The organism is Streptomyces sp. LMG1-1-1.1 (genome assembly GCF_040815545.1).
Taxonomy (GTDB): domain Bacteria; phylum Actinomycetota; class Actinomycetes; order Streptomycetales; family Streptomycetaceae; genus Streptomyces.
Map to the genome: position 1 here is coordinate 44,570 of NZ_JBFPNH010000041.1, position 24,239 is coordinate 68,808.

General features: G+C 71.8%; 19 protein-coding genes, 1 tRNA gene and 1 pseudogene. 11 read left to right on the top strand and 10 right to left on the bottom strand.

What is annotated here, in order from left to right; all coding sequences use genetic code 11:
- Window positions 1-72: 72 nt before the first annotated feature.
- Complete coding sequence (locus MRBLMG1_RS23520) at window positions 73-1,344, top strand: M6 family metalloprotease domain-containing protein (RefSeq protein WP_367826085.1); 1,272 nt, start codon at window positions 73-75, stop codon at window positions 1,342-1,344.
- 181 nt (window positions 1,345-1,525) lie between these two features.
- Here the strand turns inward: MRBLMG1_RS23520 and MRBLMG1_RS23525 are convergent, their stop codons facing one another.
- Window positions 1,526-3,136: a class I adenylate-forming enzyme family protein gene (locus MRBLMG1_RS23525; protein WP_367826086.1), complete on the bottom strand. Its 1,611-nt coding sequence runs from the start codon at window positions 3,134-3,136 to the stop codon at window positions 1,526-1,528.
- A gap of 224 nt (window positions 3,137-3,360) precedes the next feature.
- On the opposite strand from MRBLMG1_RS23525, the gene MRBLMG1_RS23530 reads away from it, so the two are divergent.
- Window positions 3,361-4,131 (top strand): methyltransferase domain-containing protein, encoded by a 771-nt coding sequence (locus MRBLMG1_RS23530; RefSeq protein WP_367826087.1) that lies wholly within the window; start codon window positions 3,361-3,363, stop codon window positions 4,129-4,131.
- A gap of 197 nt (window positions 4,132-4,328) precedes the next feature.
- Window positions 4,329-4,401: transfer RNA gene (locus MRBLMG1_RS23535), tRNA-Arg, on the top strand.
- Window positions 4,402-4,604: 203 nt separating this feature from the next.
- Here MRBLMG1_RS23535 and MRBLMG1_RS23540 read toward each other — a convergent pair.
- Window positions 4,605-4,847, bottom strand: coding sequence for a hypothetical protein (locus MRBLMG1_RS23540; RefSeq protein WP_367826088.1), 243 nt, complete (start codon window positions 4,845-4,847; stop codon window positions 4,605-4,607).
- 394 nt (window positions 4,848-5,241) lie between these two features.
- Here MRBLMG1_RS23540 and MRBLMG1_RS23545 point away from each other — a divergent pair.
- Window positions 5,242-6,598: pseudogene (locus MRBLMG1_RS23545) on the top strand (basic amino acid/polyamine antiporter).
- 105 nt (window positions 6,599-6,703) lie between these two features.
- Complete coding sequence (locus tag MRBLMG1_RS23550; RefSeq protein ID WP_367826089.1) at window positions 6,704-7,966, top strand: arginine deiminase; 1,263 nt, start codon at window positions 6,704-6,706, stop codon at window positions 7,964-7,966.
- Between the two features lie 91 nt (window positions 7,967-8,057).
- Here MRBLMG1_RS23550 and MRBLMG1_RS23555 read toward each other — a convergent pair whose 3' ends face one another.
- The 4 genes from MRBLMG1_RS23555 to MRBLMG1_RS23570 form a co-directional block, all read right to left on the bottom strand.
- On the bottom strand, window positions 8,058-8,558 hold the full coding sequence (locus MRBLMG1_RS23555) for a DUF1269 domain-containing protein (protein WP_367826090.1): 501 nt from the start codon (window positions 8,556-8,558) through the stop codon (window positions 8,058-8,060).
- Window positions 8,559-8,580: 22 nt separating this feature from the next.
- Window positions 8,581-9,336 carry a hypothetical protein gene (locus tag MRBLMG1_RS23560; protein ID WP_367826091.1) on the bottom strand — a complete coding sequence of 252 codons (756 nt, stop codon included), beginning with the start codon at window positions 9,334-9,336 and terminating at the stop codon, window positions 8,581-8,583.
- 2 nt (window positions 9,337-9,338) lie between these two features.
- Window positions 9,339-10,433 (bottom strand): chemotaxis protein, encoded by a 1,095-nt coding sequence (locus MRBLMG1_RS23565; protein WP_367826092.1) that lies wholly within the window; start codon window positions 10,431-10,433, stop codon window positions 9,339-9,341.
- 77 nt (window positions 10,434-10,510) lie between these two features.
- Complete coding sequence (locus MRBLMG1_RS23570; RefSeq protein WP_367826093.1) at window positions 10,511-10,999, bottom strand: DUF1269 domain-containing protein; 489 nt, start codon at window positions 10,997-10,999, stop codon at window positions 10,511-10,513.
- A gap of 208 nt (window positions 11,000-11,207) precedes the next feature.
- Between MRBLMG1_RS23570 and MRBLMG1_RS23575 the strand changes: the two genes are divergently transcribed.
- Window positions 11,208-11,660 (top strand): hypothetical protein, encoded by a 453-nt coding sequence (locus MRBLMG1_RS23575; protein WP_367826094.1) that lies wholly within the window; start codon window positions 11,208-11,210, stop codon window positions 11,658-11,660.
- Window positions 11,661-11,737: 77 nt separating this feature from the next.
- Here the strand turns inward: MRBLMG1_RS23575 and MRBLMG1_RS23580 are convergent, their stop codons facing one another.
- The gene (locus MRBLMG1_RS23580; protein WP_367826107.1) at window positions 11,738-13,423 is read right to left on the bottom strand and encodes an MFS transporter; all 1,686 of its coding nucleotides are present in this window, start codon (window positions 13,421-13,423) and stop codon (window positions 11,738-11,740) included.
- Between the two features lie 601 nt (window positions 13,424-14,024).
- Window positions 14,025-16,610 (bottom strand): D-alanyl-D-alanine carboxypeptidase, encoded by a 2,586-nt coding sequence (locus MRBLMG1_RS23585; protein WP_367826095.1) that lies wholly within the window; start codon window positions 16,608-16,610, stop codon window positions 14,025-14,027.
- Window positions 16,611-16,772: 162 nt separating this feature from the next.
- Here MRBLMG1_RS23585 and MRBLMG1_RS23590 point away from each other — a divergent pair, with 162 nt between their 5' ends.
- The 3 genes from MRBLMG1_RS23590 (at window position 16,773) to MRBLMG1_RS23600 (ending at window position 18,909) form a co-directional block, all read left to right on the top strand.
- Entirely contained in the window at window positions 16,773-17,474 is a 702-nt protein-coding gene (locus MRBLMG1_RS23590) for a GOLPH3/VPS74 family protein (protein WP_367826096.1), read from the top strand.
- A 193-nt stretch (window positions 17,475-17,667) separates the two neighbouring features.
- The gene (locus MRBLMG1_RS23595) at window positions 17,668-18,528 is read left to right on the top strand and encodes a helix-turn-helix domain-containing protein (RefSeq protein ID WP_367826097.1); all 861 of its coding nucleotides are present in this window, start codon (window positions 17,668-17,670) and stop codon (window positions 18,526-18,528) included.
- 180 nt (window positions 18,529-18,708) lie between these two features.
- Window positions 18,709-18,909, top strand: coding sequence for a DUF397 domain-containing protein (locus MRBLMG1_RS23600; protein WP_367826098.1), 201 nt, complete (start codon window positions 18,709-18,711; stop codon window positions 18,907-18,909).
- A 119-nt stretch (window positions 18,910-19,028) separates the two neighbouring features.
- On the opposite strand, the gene MRBLMG1_RS23605 is transcribed toward MRBLMG1_RS23600, so the two are convergent.
- A complete protein-coding gene (locus MRBLMG1_RS23605) occupies window positions 19,029-19,862 on the bottom strand; it encodes a hypothetical protein (protein ID WP_367826099.1) in 834 nt (277 codons plus the stop codon).
- An 82-nt stretch (window positions 19,863-19,944) separates the two neighbouring features.
- Here MRBLMG1_RS23605 and MRBLMG1_RS23610 point away from each other — a divergent pair, with 82 nt between their 5' ends.
- Together MRBLMG1_RS23610 and MRBLMG1_RS23615 are read left to right on the top strand one after the other, a co-directional pair.
- Window positions 19,945-20,727, top strand: a complete 783-nt coding sequence (locus MRBLMG1_RS23610) for an SDR family oxidoreductase (protein WP_367826100.1) — start codon at window positions 19,945-19,947, stop codon at window positions 20,725-20,727.
- A gap of 176 nt (window positions 20,728-20,903) precedes the next feature.
- Window positions 20,904-22,490, top strand: a complete 1,587-nt coding sequence (locus MRBLMG1_RS23615) for a sodium:solute symporter family protein (protein WP_367826101.1) — start codon at window positions 20,904-20,906, stop codon at window positions 22,488-22,490.
- A 195-nt stretch (window positions 22,491-22,685) separates the two neighbouring features.
- Here the strand turns inward: MRBLMG1_RS23615 and MRBLMG1_RS23620 are convergent, their stop codons facing one another.
- Window positions 22,686-23,903, bottom strand: a complete 1,218-nt coding sequence (locus tag MRBLMG1_RS23620; protein ID WP_367826102.1) for an ADP-ribosylglycohydrolase family protein — start codon at window positions 23,901-23,903, stop codon at window positions 22,686-22,688.
- Between the last annotated feature and the right edge of the window lie 336 nt (window positions 23,904-24,239).

The window sequence follows — 24,239 nt, forward strand, 5'->3', positions numbered from 1 at the left end:
CAGGCTGATCGCACGACGCGGACCGGCGAAGGGCCCGCGCCGCAGACCTGCCCCCACCGGAGAGGCGCCCGTATGCAGCACCCCCGCCGACGGATACGCAGACCCGTCGCCCTGGCAGCGGTCACGGCCCTCTCCCTCACGCTGCTCGCCTCCGCGAGCACCACCCTCCCCGGCCCCGCCCCGGCGACGGCCGGCCCGGTCGCCGCCGCCCCCGGCGGCGCCCAGCTGGGACCGTGCCGCATCGCCACCACGATGGGCGTGCAGATGTCGGAGGGGCTGCCCACCGCCCCCGGATACGTCCGCTCCACGGGCCAGGTCAGGGCCCTCAACCTGATGATCGACTTCCCCGACGCCCCCGGGGACGGCACCGCGACGAGCCGCTTCGACGAGTTCTTCCCGCAGACCTCCGAATGGTTCCGCACCAGCTCGTACGGCCGCCTCCACTACCGCGCGGAGGTCCCCATACCCGACTGGCTGCGCATGCCCAAGGCGTTCTCCGCGTACGGGATCGAGCGCGGCTCACCGTACGAGCCCGGCTACCGAGCCCTCGTCGAGGACATCGTCAAGGCCGCCGACGCCCGGGTCGACTTCAGCGCCTACGACCTGGTCAACGTCCTGGTCACGCCCAACGCCGGCCCCTCGGCCCTCGACACCGTCCTGTCCGTCACCTTCTCCGGCAACGACGACGCCCCCTACGCCGACGGCGTCCCGCTCGCCAACACGTCCTTCGTCTACAGCCGCCAGGACGACGGCTCCGGCAGCTTCGCCGAGACCGGCTACCGCGTCCTCCCCCACGAGAACGGCCACGTCTTCGGCCTGCCCGACCTCTACACCTCGGACGGCGGCGGCACCGTCGGGCACTGGGACATCATGTCCGAGGACTGGGGCGCCAACAACGACCTCCTCGGCTGGCACAAGTGGAAGCTCGGCTGGCTCGACAACGACCAGGTCAGCTGCGCCTCGGGCGCCGGCACCGGCGACTACACCCTGACCCCCCTCGCCGTCCCCGGCGGCCCCAAGCTCGCCTTCGTCCCCCTCTCCGGCACCTCCGGCTACGCCGTCGAGGTCCGCAGCAAGGACGGCAACGACGAGGCCGTCTGCGAACAGGGCGTCCTCGTCTACCGCGTCGAATCCGACGTCGACACCGGCCACGGCCCCGTCACCGTCTCCGACAGCGACCACGCCAGCGGCGGCTGCACCCGCCGCGCCAACGTCCACGCCGAACTCTCCGACGCCCCCTACCGCCCCGGCGAGACCTTCACCGACCGCGCCAACGGCATCCGCATCACCGTCCTCGACGAAGACCCCACCGGCGCCTACCGCGTCCGCATCACCCGCCACTGACCGAGCGACTCGGGATCATCAGGGACCCGCCGGGGCCCCGGGGCCCGCGGCCGACCCGACGCGCCGAACCACCCGGGACCGGCGGGGCCGGTGGCCAACCCGCCACGCCGGACCCCCCGGGGCCACCCGGGACCCGCCGCCGAACTCCGTGGTCTCGGAGGAGCCGGCGGACCCCCCGGGGTCACTCGCCCCCGACGTCCCTCCGGAGCTCCCGCTTGAGGATCTTCCCGGTCGGGTTCCGCGGCAGCTCCCGCTCCCGTACGTAGACCCGCGCGGGCACCTTGAACGCGGCGAGGCGCGCTCCGACATGGGCGCGCAGCCGCTCCACGTCGTGGTCCGCGCCGGTGCGCAGCCGCACGACGGCCACGACCTCCTCCCCGAGCAGCGGGTGCGGAACACCGAGCACGGCGGCGTCGACGACGTCGGGGTGGTCGTGCAGCACGGCCTCGACCTCGACGCAGTACACGTTCTCCCCACCCCGGATCACCATGTCGGTGATCCGGTCGACGACGCTGACCCGCCCGTCCCCGTCCTGGCGCGCGAGGTCCCCGGTCCTGAACCACCCGCCCTCGGCGAACGCGGCCCGCGTGGCCTCCTCGTTCCCCCAGTAGCCCCGGATCAGCGACTGCCCCCGCAGCCACAGCTCACCCACGCCGTCGGCGTCCGGCCGGTCGATCCGCACCTCGGTCGCGGGCGACGGGCGCCCCACGCTCCCGGGATGCGCCCGGTACTCCGCCCCCACGTTCGACAGCACCCCGCCGCACGTCTCGGTGAGCCCGTACCCGTTCCGCGGCTCGATCCGCTCCCCGTACCCCTCCGTGACGCCGGCGACGATCCCCGGCGGGGCGGCGGCGCCACCGGTACTGAGCAGGGTGAGCGTCTCCAGCGGGTCGCCCGTCTCGCGGGCGAGCGCGAGCAGCTGGAGCGCGGTGGTCGGCACGCCCGCGTAATGCGTGACGCCCTCCTTCCGGATCAGCTCCAGAGCGCCGGCGGCGTCCCACTTCCGCATCATCACCAGCGTCCCGCCCGCCGCCATCACCGCGTAGAACGACGTGAACGCGGCCACGTGGAAGAACGGAAACGTCGTCAGCGACACAGGAGCCGGCCCCACCCCCGGCACCTCCCCCCGCGCCAGCGCCGCGGCGGCCGCGAAGTACCGCGGATTCATCGCCGCCCCGACCTGCGCGAGATGCGTGGCCACGGCCCCCTTGGGCCGGCCGGTCGTCCCGGAGGTGTAGATGATCGTCGCGTCCTGCTCGGGCAGCACATCCATCATCGGCGGCCCCAGGTGCGGATCGTCGTCGACGACGTACCCCTCGAACCCTTCCTCCGCCTCCCCCCGGAAGACGATCCCGGGCACCCCGTGGCCGACGGCCCAGGCCCGCACCCGCCCGACCCGCTCCCCGTCGACCAGCAGCACCCCCGGCGCGCAGTCCCCGAGCGCGTACGCGAACTCCTCCTCGGTCCACCAGGCGTTCAGCGGCACCGCGACGAGCCCCGCGAGCTGCGCCGCCCAGAACGCCACCTGCCACTCGGGCACGTTGCGCATCGCGATGACGGCCCGGTCGCCCGGCCGCAACCCGTACTCCCCGACCAACCTCCGCGCCAGCCCGCAAGCCGCGTCGAAGAACTCCCGATACGTGACCCGCTCGCCCTCGGCCACGAGGAACACCCGGTCCCCATACGCCCAGACCGCCTCCACGAACTCCCGCAACGTCCGCGGCCCGTTCGCGTACACCCCGTCCACCACCTCGAACGGCGCCCCCTCCGCCGTCAGCCTCTCCACCACCACGCCACCCTCCTAAGCGCCCGCTCAGCCCGCCTCGCGACGCTATGCGCACCCCTGAACCGGGTCAACCCCACCCGACACGGAGGAGTCCCGACGCGGCGGCCACAAGGCCCCGGTGCCGCGGATCGGCCCGAGGGCCGCGTGGCAATATCGCCGTCCCCCTGCGCGACCGCGTCCGCGTTCCTATGCTGACACGCGGATAGACACGATTTGGGGGGTCATGCCGCATGAGGGCAGTAGGCAGGTGTACGTCCTTTTTGAAGTCGGGTGCCAAGCGGCTCATAGGCCGTACCGGGTTCGACATCGTGCGCAGCACCAACAACCTGGGCGGCGTCGACGACTTCATCCCCTTCGAGGCGACGATGCGGGCCGCGCAGGCGGCCGGTCTGTCCGTCGGTGACTACATCGACGAGGTCATGAACGGGACACCGGGCGCCACCCAGTCCACCATCGACGAACTGAGCGCCCTCGGCGTCTTCGCCGCCGCCCCGGACACGGTGCTGGAGATCGGCCCCGGGTCCGGACGCTACCTGGAGAAGACGCTGAAGGAGTGTTCACCGAGCCGCTACGAGATCTACGAGACGGCGGCCCCCTGGGCGGACCACCTGGTCGACGCCTTCGGCGTCGTCGCCCAACCGACCAAGGAGTGCAGCCTCTCCCCGACACCCGACAGCAGCGTCGACCTCGTCCAGGCCCACAAGGTCTTCAACACCGTGACCTTCCTCTCCGCCTCCCGCTACTTCTTCGAGATGGCCCGCGTCACGCGCCCCGGCGGCCGGATCGTCTTCGACGTCATGACGGAGACCTGCCTCGCCCCTGCCGCCGTACGCACCTGGGCGGAACAGGGCGGCGCCGGCCACGACTCCTTCCCGGCCGCCATGCCCCGCCGCACATGCGTGGACCTCTTCGCAACCCTCGGCTGCACCCTCGAAGGCAGCTTCCTCGCCCCCCTGGGCGTCGCCTCCACCGAGGTGCTCGTCTTCCGCAAGACAGCCTGACCCTCCCGACCTCCCGCAAAAAATCCCAGCTCAGAAGCCACAAGCCCACGCCATGCCCGCGCCTGGTGACAACGGGGGCGACCTCCGTAACCCCTATCCGCTAGGCTGTCAGCGGTCAGTCGACCTCCAGGGCACCTGCCCGGGAAAACGTCCCCCCGGACCTCCTCCCGGCACCGCCCCAGGGCAGCCTGACCAGCGCCTTCGTAGCTCAGGGGATAGAGCACCGCTCTCCTAAAGCGGGTGTCGCAGGTTCGAATCCTGCCGGGGGCACAAGGGAAGAGGCAGTTACTGAATTCAGTAACTGCCTCTTTGACATCCAGGGCTGACATCAACGGCGACGGTCAGGGACTGCCGGGCCGCCTCTTGAGTGATGCCGATCTGGCTGCGCCCGAGGGTCTCCCACGCAAAGGGAAGCAGCGGGTCGCCAAGGCCCGCTGCCACGGAGGGTGTTCCCCTCCTCTCGTCATGCGATGTCAGTTCTGTCCGGGCGGGGCGTGGCCGGACGGGTTCTGGTTCTCGCTCTCCTGCGTGAGCCCGCCACCCGTGCAGCTCGGCTGCTGGCCGCCGGGCTGCTGGCCGCCGTTGTTGGTGCACTGGGTGTCAACCGGCTGGATCTTGGCGTCAGCGACACCCGCGCCGCCGATGCCCAGCGCGAACGCTGCGGCGGCTGCGGCGACTGCGGCGCCCAGCCGCCTGGCTGTCAGTCTGCTCGACATCTCGACTCAGCCTCCTTGTCGGCTGCGCGACAGAGTCTTCCGTCGCTTGTCCCTCGCAACGCTTGTAGCGCGTGTGGGGCATGTCAAACGCTGGGCCGCATGGTGGACATAGCGTCTCATTGTGGTTTATGCGCAGGAGGGTCATGCGTGCGTGGGGCTGTAGGGGGCCGTGGGGGGGCTGGGGGCATGGGGTATCAAATCGGGACAAAGGGGTGGGGGTGGATTAGATTCCGGGGAGGGGTGGGGGTGGTTCCTGGAGTTGGTGGGGGGATGAGCGGGAAGCGCGAGGTGGCGCATGGCCGAGGTGGACGCTGGGGTCGAGGCGAGGGCGGGCGGGGCGGCGCCGGCGGCGAAGCTGACGCTGTTGACGCTGACCGCGATGGTGGTCGGGTCGATGGTGGGGGCGGGGGTGTTCTCGCTGCCGCGGAGGTTCGCGCAGGAGACGGGGGTGGCGGGGGCGCTGATCGCGTGGGCGGTCGCGGGTGTGGGCATGTTGATGCTGGCGTTCGTGTTCCAGACGCTGGCGGTGCGGAGACCGGACCTGGACGCGGGCGTCTACGCGTACGCGAAGGTTCGGGGAGTACCTGGGTTTCTTCTCGGCGTTCGGGTACTGGGCGAGCGCCTGCGTGGGGAACGTGACCTACTGGGTGCTGATCATGTCGACGATCGGGGCGATCGCCCCGGCGCTTGGTGACGGGGACACGGCGCTCGCCATCGTGCTGTCGTCGGTGGGGCTGTGGGGGTTCTTCCTGCTGATCCGGCGGGGGGTCAAGGAGGCGGCGGCGATCAACCGGATCGTGACGGTCGCCAAGCTCGTCCCCATCCTGGTCTTCATCATCCTGACGCTGTTCTACTTCGAGCCGTCGGTGTTCGCGGACAACTTCGGCGGCGCGGACTACGCGGGCTCCCTGTTCAACCAGGTGAGCGGGACGATGCTGGCCACCGTGTTCGTCTTCCTGGGCGTGGAGGGCGCGAGCGTGTACTCGCGGCACGCGAAGCGGCGGGAGGACGTCGGGCGGGCGACGGTGCTGGGCTTCCTGAGCGTCTTCGCCATCTTCGCGTCGGTGACGATCGTGTCGTACGGGATCCTGCCGATGAGCGAGATCGCCGAGCTCCGGCAGCCGTCGATGGCCGGCGTCCTGGAGGCGGCCGTCGGCACCTGGGGCAAGGTGTTCGTCAGCGTCGGCCTGATCATCTCGGTCCTGGGCGCCTATCTCGCCTGGACGCTGATGGCGGCCGAGGTGCTGTTCGTCGCGGCCAAGGACAAGGACATGCCCCGGTTCCTGGGGCGCTCCAGCGGCGACGACGTGCCCGTCCCCGCGCTGCTGCTGACGACCTCGCTCAGCCAGGTCGTCCTGGTCGTCACGGCCTTCTCCGACGACGCCTTCAACTTCGCGCTCGACCTGACGAGCGCACTCAGCCTCATCCCCTTCCTGCTGGCCGCCGGCTTCGCCCTGAAGATCGCGCTGCGGCCGCGGCAGGAGGGCGCGGTGGGGCGGAGCACCCGGCGCGAGCTGGTCGTCGCCGCCGTCGCCACGCTCTACACGGCGTTCCTGCTGTACGCGGCCGGCCTGAAGTTCGTCCTCGTCTCCTTCATCCTCTACGCCCCCGCCACCTTCCTGTTCGTCAAAGCCAGGCGCGAGCAGAACCGGCGCCTCTTCTCACCGGGCGAGGCCGTCCTCTGCACGCTCACCGTCGCCGGGGCGGCGGTCGGGGTGGTCGCCCTCGCCCTCGGCTGGATCGAGCTGTGACCGCGCGCCCGGTCGTCCCGCCCGATGACCGGACGCTCCCGGCCCGCCCGACCCATGCCCGGCACACCGCCGAACCGTTTCCCCTCCAGGAAAGGCAGCAGCACGATGACTTCTGACAGCTCGACGGGCGCGCCCGTGCTCGGCGTCCATGCCGAGGTCGGGCGCCTGAGGAAGGTCCTGGTCTGCGCCCCGGGTCTCGCGCACCGGCGGCTGACGCCGACGAACTCCGACGACCTGCTGTTCGACGACGTGATGTGGGTGGAGAACGCGCAGCGGGACCACGCGGACTTCGTCGCGGAGCTGACGCGGCGCGGGGTCGAGGTGGTCGAGCTGCACCGGCTGCTCGCGGACACGATGGCGATCCCCGAGGCCAGGACGTGGCTCCTGGACCGGAAGATCGTCCCCAACGAGGTCGGCCTCGGACTCGTCGACGACACCCGGGCGTTCCTGGAGTCGCTTCCCCCGCGCGAGTTGGCGGAGTTCCTCATCGGCGGGCTGGCCACGGCGGACCTGCCGGACGACTTCCGCTCCGGGTACGTGGCGCTGGCCCGGGAGGGCGTGGGCGCGCGCGAGTACCTCATGCCGCCGCTGCCGAACACGCTGTACACCCGTGACACGACCTGCTGGCTGTACGGCGGTGTGACCCTGAACCCGCTGTACTGGCCCGCCCGGCACGGCGAGACCCTCCTCATGAAGGCCGTCTACACCTTCCATCCCGACTTCAGGGACGCGACGGTCTGGTGGGGCGACCCCGAACAGGACTGGGGCCAGGCGACGTTCGAGGGCGGCGACATCATGCCCGTCGGGAACGGCGTCGTCCTGATGGGGATGAGCGAGCGCACGTCGCGCCAGGCCGTCACGCAGGTCGCCGCCGCGCTGTTCCGGAACGGCGCGGCCCGGCAGGTGATCGTGGCCGGGATGCCGAAGCTGCGCTCGGCCATGCACCTCGACACCGTGTTCACCTTCGCCGACCGCGACATCGTCACGCTCTATCCGACGATCATGGACGCCGTCCACACCTTCTCGCTGCGGCCCGCCGACAAGGCGCCCGGGGTCGAGATCGTCGACGAGGGCACCACCCCGTTCGTCGACGTCGTCGCCAAGGGGCTCGGGCTGCCGGCGCTGCGGGTGATCGAGACCGGCGGGGACGTCTACGCCTCCGAGCGCCAGCAGTGGGACAGCGGCAACAACGCCGTCGCCGTCGAACCCGGCGTGGTCTTCACGTACGACCGCAACACCCAGACCAACGCCCTGCTGCGCAAGGCGGGAGTGGAGGTCGTCACCATCGTCGGCGCCGAACTCGGCCGGGGACGCGGCGGCGGCCACTGCATGACGTGCCCGCTGATCCGGGACGCGGTCGACTTCTGAGAGCCGGTACCCGCACCGCGGTCGGGCCGCCGCTCCTCCGTCCTGGCGGAGGGGCGGCGGCCCGTCGTGCGCGGGGAGTACGGCTCCGGTGTCAGGCCGCCGCCTCGGGGCCGGCGAGCTGTTCGGCGAGTTCGCGCTCGCTGTCCTCCGGGAGCGAGGTCTTGAGGACGGTGCCGCCGAAGGGCTCCATGGCCGCGGTGAACCGGGATTCGGTGATCTTGGAGGCCATGATCACGACGGCGGCGGAGCCGGGCTCCAGGAGGTCGCTGACCTTCTTGCGGAAGCCCTTGTCGACGCCCATCTGGTTGAGCTTGCCGATGAGGCCGCCGAGGGCCGCGCCCACGACGCCCATGGCCGGGGTGAGGATGAGCATCCCGAAGACCATGCCCCAGAGCGCGCCGGCCGTCGCCGACAGGGCGATCTCCTCGGACTTCGCGGGGGTGTCCACATGGGTCTCGCCGTCCTCGTCGACCCTGACGACGGCGAGACCGGTGAGGGTGACGACGTGGTCGTCACGGAGCTTCTGGACCGTCTTGAAGGCCTTGGTCGCGACGGCGTGGTCGTCGTAGCCGATGACGATGAGTTCGGACATGCGGGTGATCCCCTCTCGGTTCTCAGTACCTCTGGGCTTTGGTGAGCCTCGGCGTCAGCACCGGTTCGGCCGGCTCGCGGCTGATGACGAGGGGCTGGACTCGGTCGCCGGGCGGGAGGTCCTCCGCGCCGGTGAACCGGGTCTCGACGACCTTGCCGGAGGGGTCGAGGAAGTCGACCTGGACGGCGTAGGAGGCCTTCGCGTTCGTCTTGTTGGTGATGGTGACGACGACGGCGAGCAGGCCGTTGGTGTCGGCCCGGGGCTTGCCGGTCATCGCGACCTCGCCGAGGGCGTTCCCCCTGCCGTCGACGTCCTTCAGGGCGTTCTCGGCGGCCTGGCGGGAGCGCTCGGCCTCGGCGCCGATCGACGCCTTGCGCTCGGCCTCCCGCGCGGACGCCGAGGCGGCGGCGGAGGCCGCGGACGCCTGGGCGGAGGCGATGCGCGACTCCGCCGCCGAGGCGACGCCGGAAGGGGGCGCGCCGGAGAACGAAGCGGTGTCCGGCGGCGTGGGGCGGTCGCTGAACGTCGGTGTGCCGGTGCTGTCGTCGCCGCCGCCGTCGCATGCCGCGAGGGTGGCCGCGCCGAGGGTGGTGAGGACGACGGCCAGGGCGGCGCCCGCCGCCCTGGCCCGGACCGTACCGCCCCGGGCTGCCCTGGCCCGGACCGTCCCGGCGCGGTTCGTCCCGGCGCGGTTCGTCCTGGCCCTGATCGGTCGTCGCCCGCCGGGTTCCGAACCGTGCACGTCTGTCTCCTCCGGTGCCATGTGGGGATCGGTCATGGTCAGTAGCGCAGTACGGCGGCGATGCGGGCGGAGTCCGTGAGGGCGTCGTCGGGCACGAACCGCACCTCGGCGCCCCTCTCCAGGGCCTGTTCGACGATCTCGTCCACGATGTCGTCGCGGGAGTCGAGGTCGGAGCTCGGCGCGGGTTCGAGGTGGTCGCCGTAGTCGCGCACGCTGGTACGGAAGTGCTCCTCGACGGCCAGCAGCCGGATCCGGCCGTCCTGCACGGCCCGATGGACCTCGTCGAGGCCGCCGGCGTACTCGTGCCGGCCGCGCGCCGCGTCCAGCTCGGCCAGGACGGTGGTGGTCAGGGCCTCCCGCTGCGCGGAGAGGAGCGGGGCCAGGGCCGTACGAATGGCTTCCTCGGGTCCGGCGGCGAGGCCGCCGCGGGAGACCGAGGTCGTGCCCTGCGGCAGGGAGCCGGTCTCCTCCAGGAGGGCGACCGCGGACGCCTCGCCGATCACGTACACCAGGCGGGGCGCGGAGGCGAGGACGGTCCGCAGCGCCTCGTGCGCCTCGCGGAAGAACGACCGCGCGTCCTCGCCGCGGAAGGCGCTCGGCAGGTCGCCGACCCGTTCCTTGCGCTCCGCGTCCGGGTCGGCGAGGCTCCGCGTCAGCGGGAAGCCGTCCTGCGTGTGCTCCTCGGCCCGCTCCGGTCCGCCGTTCCACAGCGAGATCCGGTCCGCGGCCAGGACCAGCGCCCAGTAGGGCCGTTCGGCGGCCTGGGCGGCGACGAGGTTGCGGGTGAGGAAGGTGTCGGCGAGGACGACGCGTTCGGGGACGCTCCGGGCCAGCGACCACACGTGGTGCTCGCCGGGGGCCACATGGATGACGAGGCCCTCCTCGGCGTGGGCGAGGTCGACGTCGGCGGCGGCCCGCTCCAGCTCGCTCAGCACGTCCGCACGCCGCTCCCGGGTGACGGCGGGATCCTCCTGGAGGGCCTTCTCCGCCCGGGCCAGGAGGTTGCGGAGCCGTACGGGGTCCTGGGTGTTGTCCGGCTCGCGGCGGTGGGTCGGCATCACGAGCGACAGGGCGGGGTAGGGCCGGGGTCGCCGCAGGTCGGCGAGCGCGTCGGTGCTGAGCGCGGGGTGCATGGGGGGACCTTTCGCGTGTGGGGCGGCGGGGCCGGTGGTGACCGGTTCAGTGGGGGGGCGGTGGCGCCGGGGCGGGGCTACTGGGGGCCGGTGAGTTGCTCGGCCAGTTCCTTCTCGTCCTCGTCGCTGAGCGAGGTCTTCAGGAGCGTTCCGCCGTGCTGCGCCATGGCGGCGATGAACTTGTCCTCGGTGAGCTTCGACGCCATGAGGACGACGGCCGCGGAACCCGGCCTGAGCAGGTCGCCGACCTGCTCGCGGAACCGGTCGTCGACCCCGGACTTGCTGAGCCTGCCGACCAGACCGCCGAGGGCGGCGCCGGTGAGGAGCCCGACGGCGGGCAGCAGGAAGAGGATTCCGAAGATCGCTCCCCACAGGGCTCCGGTGGCGGCCGTGGCGCCGACGACACGGCTGGACGTGTCGACGTGCGTGCGGCCCTCGGTGTCGACGGAGACGACCGCGAGGCCGTTCAGGCGCACGACCTGGTCGCGTTGGAGCTCCTGCACCGTGCCGAAGGCCTGTTCGGCCCGATCGAGGTCGTCGTAGCCGATGACGATGAGCTCGGACATCCCTGTCCACCTCCCGGGGGCGCCACTGGGGCACCAAGGTCCACGATTGGCCATCCTCGTCCGGAATGCCCGCATTCGCGACTCGGTGGGCCCGCGGGGAGCATGCGTGCCAGGCCCCGCGAGCCCGGCATGATCGGCAAGGTCGGCAAGGTCGGCAAGACACCCCCTAGCATCGGGTCGTGATCACGTACGGCCGGAGGGAACGGCGATGACGACAGGTGCGGCGGTCCCGCTGCCGTTCGTGGACGAGCACACCGTGACGGTGGACGCCGGCGCCGAGGAGCTGTGGCACCGGCTCGTCACCCGCCTGGACCACTCGCTGTCCGGTGCGGGCGGGGCCCGTTACGTCCGGCTGGTGGGCGGCGATCCACGGGAGGCGGCCGGCCCGCGGCCGCTCGCGGAGGGCTCGGCGTACCCCGGTTTCCGGGTGGTCGCGGCCGTCCCGGGGCGGGAACTGGCGCTCGCGGGCTCGCACCGGTTCTCCACGTACAGCCTGGTCTTCCGGATCGAGCCCCTGGACGACGGCCGCACGCGGCTGGCCGCCGAGACCCGGGCGGTGTTCCCCGGGGTGGCGGGGCGGGTCTACCGGCTCCTCGTCATCGGCAGCGGGGGCCACGCCTTCGGCATGCGGCGGATGCTGGCCGGCTACCGCGAGCCGTGACGCGCCCGTACGGGAGGGACGTGCCGCGCTCGCACAGGAGACACCCGCGGCCTAAGGCACCCGCGTGACGCGGTGTCTCAGCGCAGTTCCTCCGGGCAGGCCGTGCCGCGGGAGAGCTTGTAGGGGGCGGCGAGGCGGTAGACGCCCGCCTTGGGGGCGATGAGGGTGGTCCATTCGTCGCCCTCGACGTCCGCCTCGGTCTTGAAGAGGCAGCCCTGCTCGTTGGCGAACACCTTCGGGAGCTCGGTCTCCGACTCCTCGCGGGCCAGCTTGGAGGCCTCGGTCTCCTGGGGCGCCTCGATCTTGCCGCCCTGGTCGTCGACGAGGGCGAGCCAGGGCGAGTACGGGACGCGGATGAGGACGCGGCCGGGGCTGCCGACCCGGATGACGACCTCGTTCTCCTCGGCGCTGACCACCTGCGCGGGCGGGTCCGCGAGCGGCGTCGGGTCCTCGACCTCGTAGAGGCGCCAGTTCTCGTCCGACCAGACCTGCCGCAGGTACGGGAGGCCGCCCTCGACCAGCTCGGCCTCGCGCTCGGCGCCCGAGTCGGGGGCGCCGGTGGGCAGGACGACGTAGTGGACGGCCCACCGGTCGAGCCAGTCCTGGTAGTTCACGGCGTTGAGGGTGTCGTCGTAGAAGAGCGGGTTGCGCTCCATGTCGGCCTGCCGGTTCCAGCCCCGCGCCAGGTTGATGTACGGGCTCAGGGCGGAGGACTCGCGGTGACTGGAGGCCGGCACGACCTCGACCCGCGCCTTGCGGGCGTCCCGCACCTGGAGCTGGTTCACCAGCGGGGCGAGCTCGCGCGCCCAGGAGGCGTCCGGGGCGGTGCGGATGACGTCGTCGACGCCCTTGAAGCCGATCCAGAAGTTCAGCCCGGCGAAGGCGAGCAGCAGGGCGTACCAGCGGCGCGAGCGCGGCGCCGTGTACGGCAGGGCCGCGAGCAGCACGACGCCGGCGAAGAGCATCGGCAGCCGCGAGATGTTCGAGCCGATCTGCGAGTCGATCAGCCAGGTGAGCAGCGTGCCGACCGTGTACACGGCGGCGGCCGTGCGGACCGTGCGCCAGTCCGCCGGGACGAGGAGGAAGACGAGCACCCCGAAGAGCAGGGGCAGCGCGGTCGAGCCGAAGGCCATCGGCTGCGTACCGGAGAAGGGGAAGAGCCACGAGGACAGCGCGACCACGGCCACCGGGGCCAGGCCGAGCGCGTACGCGCCGGGGCGCCGCTTGTTGAGGAACAGCGCCGCCGCCGCGATCCCGAGGAACAGTCCGGCGACCGGGCTGCACGCCGTCGCGAGGCCGGCGAGCGGCGCGGCGACCGCGGCCTTCGCCCAGCGTTTGCGGCGCCAGCGGTACGGCCAGCAGAACACGGCGGCGACCGCGCCGAGCGCGAACATCATGCCGAGGCCGAACGTGACCCGCCCCGACAGGGCGTTGCAGAGGAAGGCGAACACGGCCGCGACCGAGCAGGCCAGCGGATTGCGGACCGCCCTCACCCGGACCAGGATCAGCGCCGTCAGCGCCGCCGACAGCGTGCCGGCCACCATCATCGTGCTGCGGACGCCGAGCAACGACATCAGATACGGCGACACGACGCTGTACGAGACGGGGTGCATCCCGCCGTACCAGGCCAGGTTGTACGCGGAGTCCGGGTGCCGTCCGACGAACTCCGCCCACGCGTCCTGCGCGGCCAGGTCCCCTCCGCTGTTCGCGAAGAAGAAGAACCACAGGATGTGGGTGACGGCGGCGAGCCCGGCGGCCGCCATGACCGTGTAGCGCCGCTTGCGCCGCGGGGCGGCGTCGAGCTGCGGCGTCGAGGAGGGTGCGGGGGCCGGCCGCTGAGTCGGAAGCACTATTCGCGAAAGCGAAGAGAGCCCGGTATCGACAGCGGGTTCGCCGTCGACGTCACGGGGGTAGGCGGCGGGTTCGCCGTCGACAACGCCGGTATAGCCGGTATAGCCGGTACGGGCAGCGGGTTCGCCGTCGACAACGCCGGTATAGCCGGTACGGGCAGTGGGTCCGCCGTCGACATCGCCGGTATCGGCACCGGGTTCGCCGTCGGCGTCTCCGGTGTCACGGGCTTCGCGTGGGTCACGCGTCTCACCGTAGACGTCGGGGGCGGAGTCCGCGCGGTCGGCGCGTGTCGGCTCGGCGGTGGTCACTGCGGCCCTTTCCCGTGCTTCCCGTCTCGCTTCTCGCGTGGATCACGCGCGCTGCTTCTCGTCCCCCCGGAACGCTAACAGCAGGGCGCCCCGGGAATCCGGGGCGCCTGCCGATCGGACGGTCCTCGGCCGGGCCGGGCGACGCCGGTCCTCGGCCGGACCGGGCGGCTCGACGGGCCGCCCGGCCGCTGCTCGGCCGGGCCGGTCAGCCCAGACGGGTGAGCTTCTTGTCGAAGCCCGGCTCCAGGAGGTCGGCCTGGAGGGCGACCGGGGAGCTGACCTTGCCGGCGCCGGTGCCGATGGACACCTGGCCGATGACGTCGCCCGCCTTGCCGGCGTGCGGGACGGCCTTGCCGCCGGCGGTGAGCTCCAGCTTCACCTCGAGGCCCGGCCAGCCGATGGCCTTGAGCTCCTTGGTGGCCACGACCGGGGTCCGGCCGCCGAGGCCGTCGTCGATGTAGCCGAGGACCTGGCCCTTCTTGACCACGGAGGCGGACGTGACGAGCTTCTGCGCCTGCTTGATCACCTTGAGGCTGTTGTCGATGGCGAGCTGGAGCTTGTCGTTGAGGATCTTGGCGTCCTTCGCCCCCATGACGATGCCGAGGATGCGGCGGTTCTGACCGTCGACGACGGTGTTCGCCGACCAGAGCAGGTTGCCGCCGGCCGGGGTGGAGGAGCCGGTCTTGATGCCGTTCACACCGTCTTCGAGCAGGATGTTGTTGTTGTTCTCGATCCGGCCGGGGATGCCGTCGACCGTCATGTTCGGCATGTTCACGACCTCGCGGAAGACGTCGTACTGCATGACCGCCTTCGCCAGTCGCAGCTGGTCCTGCGGCGTCGACATCGTGGTGTCGAGCAGACCGGACGGGTCCGTGTAGACGGACTGGGTCATGCCCAGGTCCTTGGCGGCCGCGTTCATCTTCTCGACGAACGCGGCCTCCGAACCGGCGTCCCACCGGGCGAGCAGCCGGGCCACGTTGTTCGCCGACGGGACCATCAGGAGCTCCAGGAGCTCCTTCTGCGTGTAGGTCTGCCCCTCCTTGACCGGCGCCGTCGACTCGTGCGCCGCGCCGGCCTGCTCGGCGGCCTTCCTGTCGATCGTGATCCTGGGCCCGGTCGCCTTCCCCTTGATCGGGTGGTCACGGAGGATCACGTACGCCGTCATCGTCTTCGTGACGCTCGCGATCGGGGCCGGCTTCTGCGGCCCGTACAGGCCCATGGAACCGACGCCCTCGACCTCGACGGCACCCTGGCCCTCGTTGGGCCACGGCATGTTCAGCGCGCCGCCCTCGAACGTGAACGTCGGCGCTGCCGACAGGGTCAACACGGGCTCCGGCAGCGGCCGCACCATCTGCACGATCGCAAAGACGATCAGCAGGAGCAGCACCAGCGGAGTCCAGATCCGGACCCGCCTCAGCGTCGTCCGCACCGCCGTCGGCGCCGGCGGCGGCGTGTTCGTCAGCTCCGCGAGCAGGTCCAGCGGCGGCAGCGGCGGCAACGGCTGCTGCCGCGTCCGCTCCGGCTCGGCGAGCGCGGCGGGCGGCGGCACGGCCGCGGCCTGCTGCGCGGGCTCGGGGGCCTTGGCTGCCTTGGCGGGCGCCGGTGCGGATGCCTTGGCGGGGGCGGGCGTCGGCGTCGGCTTCGGCGTGGCGGCCTTGGCTGGCGGGGCGGCGGAGGCCTCCGAGGCCTCCCGCGCCGCCCGCGCCTCCTCGGCCTTCCGCTCGGCGGGGATGTCCGCCCGCAGCGGCCGGAACGTGCTGGTGCGCTCGCTGTCGGAGCCGCCCGCCAGACCCGGCGGGAGCTTCAGCGCGGTCGTCGGCTGGTCGACGGCCGGCGGCCTGACCATCTTGAACATGGTCGTCGGCTGGTCGACGGGCTTGTCCTCGACATCCGACTTGCCCTTGACGTCCGACTTGCCCTCGACATCCGGCTTGTCCTTGACGTCCCGAGCATCGTCGACGCCCGGCTCGTCCGCCGCGTCGTCCCCCGCCTTGGCTGCCGCCGACTTGTCGGCTGCCACCTGCTCCTCGGCCGCCTTCCGCGCGGCGAACCACGACGCGGCGGGAGCCTCGTCCTCGACGGGCTCCTCGTCGTCAGCGTCGTCCGCCTCGGGCTCCGCCGCGGGCTCGCCACCCGGCTCGTCGCCCACAGAATCGTCGTCCTCGGCCTCAGAGCGGTCGGCCTCGACCTCGGCCTCAGAAGCGTCCACAGAGCCCCCAGCGTCCGCCTCGGGGGCCTTGGGGGCCTCGGACGCCCTGGACGCCCTGGACGCCCTGGACGCCCTGGACGCCTCAAGGGCGGCCTCGGCCGCGCCGTCAGCGTCGGCCGCAGGCTCGGGCTCAGCGTCGGCCTCGGGCACGGCGTCGGCCTCAGCTTCGGCCACGGCCTGAGCGTCGGCCTCGTCGTCGGACTTCTCGGCCGTGGCCATCCACGCCGTCACGGCGGCCTTCAGGCGGGCGCTCTCCGGCTCGGACGCGCCGTCGGGGGCGTCCACGGTCTCCGAAGCGTCGCCCGCAGCCTCAGGCGCGTCGCCCGAGGCGTCAGGCGCGTCGCCCGACGGCTTCGGCGCGTCGTCTTCCGGTGTGCGCGGCGCGAGGGTCTTGAAGACGGCGGTCGGCTGGTCGACCTGGACCCGTGAGGCGGGCGCGGATGACGGGGGCTCTGACTCGCGGAGTACGGCGAGCCTGGGATCCCGGCTGCCGCCGCCCGAGGCCGCCGTCTCCTGAGACGACCCCTGCTGCTCCGCCTTGTCGGGGGACTCGCCCGCCACCGTGCCTCCTCCATGCGTCATGCGTACGTCCGAACCGTGTACCAGTGTCCTGTGTGAACCCCTCGGCTCCCGTGCTAGACGAGAACGACATACCTACTGGTTCCCGGATTAACCACCCAGGCGCTCTCGACAGATGAATGTGAGAGGGGTCACCCTGTCATTCATCCACGCGGGGAGGCATGGATGGGCAGGAGCCGCAGAAGTATTCCGGAAGAGCTTCTACTGCTCGCTCTGGACCCGACCACGGGTACCACGGCGCAGCCGCAGTCGCTCGACCTCGGTCTGGCCGGAGCACAGCTAGTGGAGCTGGCACTGGCAGGCCGGATAGCCCCTGACGGGGATCGTATCGCCGTGGTGATGCCACGGCCGACCGGAGATCCGACCTTGGACTCCGCACTGGAGCTGTTGCGCAGGCGCGGCAGCCCGGTTCGGGCCGTCCACTGGATCGGCGGACCCCGACTGGGGCTCCGTCAGACGTATCTCTCGCATCTGGAGCGATGCGGCATGGTGCATGCCGTGGAGGGCCAGATGTGCGGGGTGTTGCCGACGACTCGCTACCAGGCGACGGACACGGCGATCAGTCGGGAGATCCGTTCCCGACTGGACAGTGCGATCCGCACCGGCGTACCGCCGGACCCGCGGACCGCGGCGCTTGCCGCGCTGGCCCACGCGGTCGGTCTCGGGAAGCACCTCTACCCCGGCAACGAAGGACGGTCGTCGCGGTCCCGGCTGCGCGACCTGATCCGGCACGACCCGATGGGCGGTCTCGTCGCGCACGCCGTGATGGACGTCCAGAACGGTGCCGCGGCGCAACCGCGCCGTGCGCCGGCCGCGGGTGTTCCGGCACAGCCGCGCGGCAGCATGGCGCGCGCGGCGGTGCACTGACACCACCACGCGGACGGGCTCTGAGCACCACGTACCCACCCGGGAGCCGCACAGCTGTGCGGGGCGGTCTGGACGGCCGCCCCGCACATGTGCGTTGTCGTCGTTTCCCAGCGCACACCCGGCCATTGGTGGCAGTCTGCCAAGCGGAAGGTACTCACAGCTACGCAGCAGACCAGCCGGAGGTGCAGTTTCCGTGGCGTCCAGTGTCAACCCCACCGTCAGGCGACGCCGATTGGGCCAGGAGCTGCGCAAGCTCCGCGAGGCGAAGAACATGACGGCCGAACAGGTCGCCGAGCGTCTCCTCGTCTCCCAGTCCAAGATCAGCCGACTGGAGAACGGCCGCCGCTCCATCAGCCAGCGCGACGTCCGCGACCTGTGCGGGGTCTACGAGGTCGAGGACGAGCGCATGGTCGACTCCCTCATGCAGATGGCCAAGGACTCCCGCCAGCAGGGCTGGTGGCACGCCTTCGGCGACATCCCGTACAGCGTCTACATCGGCCTGGAGACGGACGCCGAGAGCCTGCGGATGTACGAGTCGCAGATCATCCCCGGACTGCTGCAGACGCCCGCGTACGCGGAGGCCGTGATCTCCGGCGCGATGCCGGAGTCGACGCCGGCGGACATCGAGAAGCGGGTCACGGTCCGCACCCGCCGCCAGGACCGGATCCGGGACGAGGAGCGTCCGCTGCGGTTGTGGGCGGTGATCGACGAGGGTGCGCTGCACCGGATCGTCGGGAGCCGGCAGTTGATGGTGCAGCAGCTGGAGCATCTGATCGAGCAGTCGCACCTGCCGCACGTGACGGTGCAGGTGATCCCGTTCGAGATGGGCGCGCACCCGGGGATCAGCGGGCAGTACTCGATCCTGGAGTTCCCCGACACCTCCGACTCCAGCGTCGTGTACATCGAGGGCGTGACGAGCGACCTGTACCTGGAGAAGGCGCAGGACGTCGGCAAGTACAGCGTCATGTACGAGCACCTCAGGGCGCAGGCGCTGAACGTGGACCAGACCCGTGAGTTCATCGCGAAGATGGCCAAGAAGCACGCCCAGGGCTGACTCGGCCCGGCCGGGGAGGGCACCGTACACCGCGTGATCGCTCCCACGGAAGTCCAGTTGGAATATGCCACCCGGTCGTGTGAACGCCGGTCCCGTCGGCCGGGACCGGCGAGTAGCGTCGATCACGCCGGCAAGAACGCTGGCGCGACACACTCACTGGCAGAACCGGAGTTGAGCTTCATGGCGATCATTCAGGGTGCGACCGACACGTGGACCAAGTCCTCCTACTCGGGTGGAAACGGAGCCTGCGTCGAAGTGAAGTCCCCGGTCGTGGCATCGATCGCGGTGCGGGACTCGAAGGCCCCCGAGGGCCCGTCCATCAGCTTCGGTCCGGGATCGTGGAACGCGTTCGTCGGCGAGGTGAGCGCCGGGGCGATCTGATTCCCCGGTGCACGCATGCCGTCACCAGCAGTACGTGAAGAGCCCTCTCGTCCGGTCCGCCGTCCTGGCCGAGGGGGCTCGGTCTTTTTCCGGAAGCGCCTCCGGGCCCCGGAACCGCGTCAGCGCAGTTCGTCCACGTAGCGGTCCGTGCCGGGGATGGTGGGGATGAAGGGGGCGAGGAGTTCGACGCGGGCGTGGGGGGTGCCGAGGGTGTCGAGGTCGGCGAAGTGGTCGGCCCAGGAGGTTCGCGGGTCGGATTCGAGGAACCAGAGGAGGGTGAGGCGGGTGTCGACGCCTTCGACCTGCTTGACGTAGGTCATGCGGTCGCCGGGGAGGGGGGTGGGGCGGAAGACGGTGACCATGGCGGCGGGGGAGCCGGTGAGGCGGCGGGGGAGGTCGCGGCTGCGGAGGCGGTCGAGGAGGTCGGAGCGCGCTTCCGGGCCTTCGGCGTCGAGGACCTGGAGGACGAGGCCGGCGTAGGGGTGGTCGAGGGCGTGGAAGTCGCGGGGGCCGGCGGCGCCGTCGCGGTAGACGGTGGCGGCGTGGTCCTGGAAGGCCGTGAAGACGTGGGTGCGGCCCTGGTGGACGCGGCCGTCGCGGTTGAGGCGCTTGTTGATGCCGACGGTCCACTTCATGTGGTCGTCGTAGCGGCCGGCGGTGATCCAGTAGGTGGAGAGGTAGCAGCCGGCGGTCACGGGCTGGGCGACGGCGGACTTCTCCGGGCGGCGCAGTTCCTGGAGGTCGCGCGTGGCGACCCAGCGGCGGCCGGCGTACATCCAGGGCATGGCCATGGCGCCGGCGTAGTAGTGGTCGTCCTCGTACCAGCGGTTGTACGCGTACTCCTGGCCCGGATGCGGTTCGACCATGGTGATGAGCGCGTGGCCGGGCCGCACGCCGTACGGCCCGATGGCCGCCAGTTCCGCGTACGTCTCGCTGCGGGTCTCCTCGCTCACTCTCGTACCCCTTCCCAAGTCGGTGACGGAGACCTACTCTGACGGACCGTCAGATACTTGGCCAGGGTCGAGGAGGGTCCGGATGCTGCTCCAGGGGAAGACGGTCGTCGTGTCGGGGGTCGGCGCGGGACTCGGCCACCGGATCGCGGAGACGGTGGTGCGGGACGGCGGGAACGCGGTACTCGGCGCGCGGACCGAGGCCAATCTGGCGAAATCCGCCGCCTCCATCGATCCGGAGGGGCGCCGCACGGCGTACCGGGCCACGGACATCACCGACGAGGAGCAGTGCGGGGCGCTGGCCGCGCTGGCCGTCGAGCGGTTCGGGGGGATCGACGCGGTCGTGCACGTCGCCGCCTGGGACTCCTACTTCGGGGGCCTGGAGGACGCGGACTTCGCGACCTGGCAGGGGGTCCTCGACGTCAACCTGATCGGCACGCTGCGGATGACCCGGGCCTGCCTGCCGGCACTGAAGGCGGGCGGGGGTTCGGTGGTCCTCATCGGGACGCAGTCGGCGGTGGCGGCGCCCACCCAGGTCCGGCAGGCGGCGTACGCGGCCTCGAAGGGTGCGCTGACCTCGGCGATGTACTCGCTGGCGCACGAGCTGGGGCCGCACCGGATCCGGGTCAACACCGTGCTGCCGGGCTGGATGTGGGGCCCGCCGGTGCAGGCGTACGTACAGTTCGCCGCGCACACCGAAGGCGTACCGGAGGCCGACGTCCTGGCCCGGCTCACCGAACGGATGGCACTGCCGGACCTCGCGACGGACGGCGACGTGGCCGAGGCCGCCGCGTTCCTCGCCTCGGACCGCGCGCGGGCGATCACGGGCCAGTCCCTGCTGGTCAACGCGGGCGAGCTGATGCGCTGACACCTTCCCCGGCCACGCCACGCATTCAAGGTGTCGTTGTTCAAGTACATGAACAAGGGTCAGTGAACAGAACGATTTTACTGCCCCTTGACCCTCCCCCGCATTGTCGCGCCCTCACAACTCCCCACACGATGAACCGCGTTCAGAAGACTGACCGGATCTCATGGAGGGGCGCAATGAACAGTCTCGACTGGGTCGTGCTCATCGGGTACTTCGGCGTGATGGTCGCGATCGGCATCTGGTCCCACAAGCGCGTGGACACCGTCTCCGACTTCTTCACCGCCGGCGGCCGGATGCCCTGGTGGCTCTCCGGCATCTCGCACCACATGTCGGGCTACAGCGCCGTGATGTTCACCGGATACGCGGGCATCGCCTACACCTACGGCGTCACCTCCTACGTGACCTGGTCCTTCCCCATCGCCATCGGCATCGCGATCGGCGCCCACCTCTTCGCGCCCCGGCTCAACCGGCTGCGCTCCCGCCTCCGCGTCGCCTCCCCGCTCGAATACCTCAAGGACCGCTACAACCTGCCCACCCAGCAGGCCCTCGCCTGGTCCGGCGTCCTCCTGAAGATCGTCGACGTCGGCGCCAAATGGGCCGCCATCGCCACCCTGCTCTCCGTCTTCACCGGCATCTCCCTCAACCAGGGCATCCTCATCACCGGCGTCGTCACCGGCGTCTACTGCACCGTCGGCGGACTCTGGGCCGACGCCCTCACCGAACTCGGCCAGTTCGTCATCCAGCTCCTCGCCGGCATCGCGATGCTCGTCGCCGTCCTCGGCAAGCTCGGCGGGTTCAGCGCCCTGTGGACCGTCTGGGACCGGCCCGAACTCCAGGGCCACACCGCGCCGACGGCCGGCCCGTACACGCTGACCTTCCTCCTCGCCTACCTCTTCATCAAGACCTTCGAGTACAGCGGCGGCATGTGGAACCAGGCCCAGCGCTACATGGCCACCCCGTCCGCCCGCGAGGCCACCCGCTCCGGCCGGCTCTCCGCCGTGCTCTGGTTCGTCTGGCCGCTCGTCCTCTTCTTCCCCATGTGGTGCGCGCCGCTGCTCGTCGACCCGAAGAAGCCCGACGGCTCCGACGCCTACGCCCTCATGACCGAACAGCTCCTGCCGCACGGCCTCCTCGGCCTCGTCGTCGTCGGCTTCTTCTCCCACACCATGGCCATGTGCTCCTCCGACGCCAACGCCATAGCGGCCGTCTTCACCCGCGACATCGCCCCCGTCCTCAGCAAGGCCGCGCGGAGCTGGACCCAGCAGGCCGGACTGCTCGCCGCCCGCTGGTCGACGATCGCCTTCCTCGGCCTGTCGATGGCCGTCGCCACCCAGGTCAACTCCCCCGCCTTCAAGGACATCATCACCGTCGTCATCAAGTGGGTCGCCGGGCTCATGGGCCCGATCGCGATTCCCTTCATGCTCGGTCTCCTCCGCGCCTTCCGGAAGTCGGGCCCGACCGCCGCCCTCGTCTCCTGGGCCGCCGGGCTCTTCGCCTTCTGGCTCACCAACTACGGCCTCGACGGCGTCGAACTCCAGATCCAGATCGTCTCCCCCCTCGCCACCTCCCTCCTCCTCTACGTCCTCATCGGATACGCGAAACCGGAGGACACCCCCGAGCGCGACGCGCTGCTCGACCGCATCGGATCGGACGGCGGGACGGCGGTCGCGGTCCCCGCGCAGGGGCGCGACGAGCGGACCGAGCAGGCGGGGAGCGACCGGGCGCGGGGCGACCAGACGCGGAGCGACCAGCCGCGGGGGTAGGGGGGCAGTGCCGGGCCGGGGGCGGAGTCGGCAGGCCGCCGGAGAGCAGGTAGCGGGTAGCGGGTAGCGGGTAGCGGGTAGCGGGCCAGCCCCGGCTGTGGCGAAGCCGGCGGGACCCTCGGGTCGGGCCAGCCTCGGCCGGGCTGAGCCGTCAGGCCGCCGGGGAGCGGGCCGGCCCGGGCTCGGATGGCGCCGTCAGGCCCTCGGGTAGCGGGCCAGCCAGCCCGGGGAGGAATCCGTGGGGCTGTGCAGGGCGGCGCCCTGCGTCATCTCCATCGAGAAGTCGTCCGCGAGTTCGAGGACGGTCGCACGGCCCTCCAGTTCGGCCAACCAGGCCGGTGGGAGGGCCGTGTCGCCGTGCAGGGCGCCGAGCAGGGCGCCCGTGAGCGCGCCGGTCACGGCGGACGGACCGTCGTGGTCCACCGCGAGCCGCAGTCCGTGCCGTACGTCCTCACCCACGAGCGCGCAGTAGACGGCCGCCGCCAGCTGCCCCTCGGCCCCGTCGCCGCCCGCCCCGAGGGCCAGCACCCGCTCCGCGTCCGGCGCCCCCTCCCGTACGGCTCCGACCGCCCGGCCCAGCGCCTCGGTCACCGGCTCGTGGCCCGGACGCACCGCCACCTGCTCCACGGCCCGGGCGACCGCCGCCTCCAACGAAGCGCCCCGCGCCAGCCCGTGGACCGTGACGGCGAACGCGCCCGCCGCGAGCATCGCCACCGGAGCGCCGTGCGACTGCGCCGCGCACTCCACGGCGAGCTGGCACACCAGCTGCGGCTCCCACCCCACCAACAGCCCGAACGGCGCCGAGCGCACGAGCGCGCCCGAATCGGCGGCCTCCGGGTTCTTCGGCCTGTCCACCGTCCCGAGCCGCTCGTCACCGAAGCCCGTGAGGCAGGCGCGGGGCGGATTCCGCCGGGCGTAGAGCCACTCCTCGCGGGCGAGCCAACCGTTGTCCTTCCGGCGCTCGTCCGGCCCCCAGTCCCGCTGCGTGGCCGCCCAGCGCAGATGCGCCCGGTGGACGTCGGTCGGCGGATGCCAGGCGCCCGTGTCCCGGCGCACCTGGGCACGGATCAGGCCGTCCACCGTGAAGAGGGTCATCTGGGTCGCGGCGGTGATGGCGCCGTGGCGGCGGAAGGCGGTGGTCGGTGGGGCGATCGGCGCGATCGTCGGCGGGGCGGGGGGTGCGGTGGTCGGTGCGGCCGTCGGTGGGGTGGGGGGTGCCGTGGTCGTCGGTGCCGTGGTCGGTGCGGATTCAAGTACGGCCGTCGGCTCCGCGAGTCCGTCAGGTCCGGGGGTCTTCCCGACCGCCGCGCCCAGCGCGTCGCCCACCGCCCCGCCCAGCAGACAGCCCCGCACCCGGGAGCGGAAGTCCTGCTGCTCTGCACGGCCCCACACGGCTGCGGCTGTCGTCGCCACGGCGTGCCCTCCCCCGGTCGGCGGTTCGCTGGCCAAGTTCCTTTGCCGCACTGTAATCGACCGGGTACGTGCGATCCGGGGCCGGAACCTTATGTGATCGGACGCCCTTCGGACCCCTTTTGACCGCCTTCCGCCTGCAGCGGGGGCGGGTGCCTGGTGCGGCCGGTCCGGGGGCGCGCTTCGGTCTCGCGGGGCCGCGGCTGTCGGTGCTGCGGGCCCGCGTGCGTCGTCGCCGCCCCGACCCGTGCGGGCCCGCGTGCGTCCGGCACCGTCGCCGCCCCGCCCGGTGCGGGCCCGCGTGCGTCGTCACCGTCATCGCCCCGCCCGGTGCGGGCC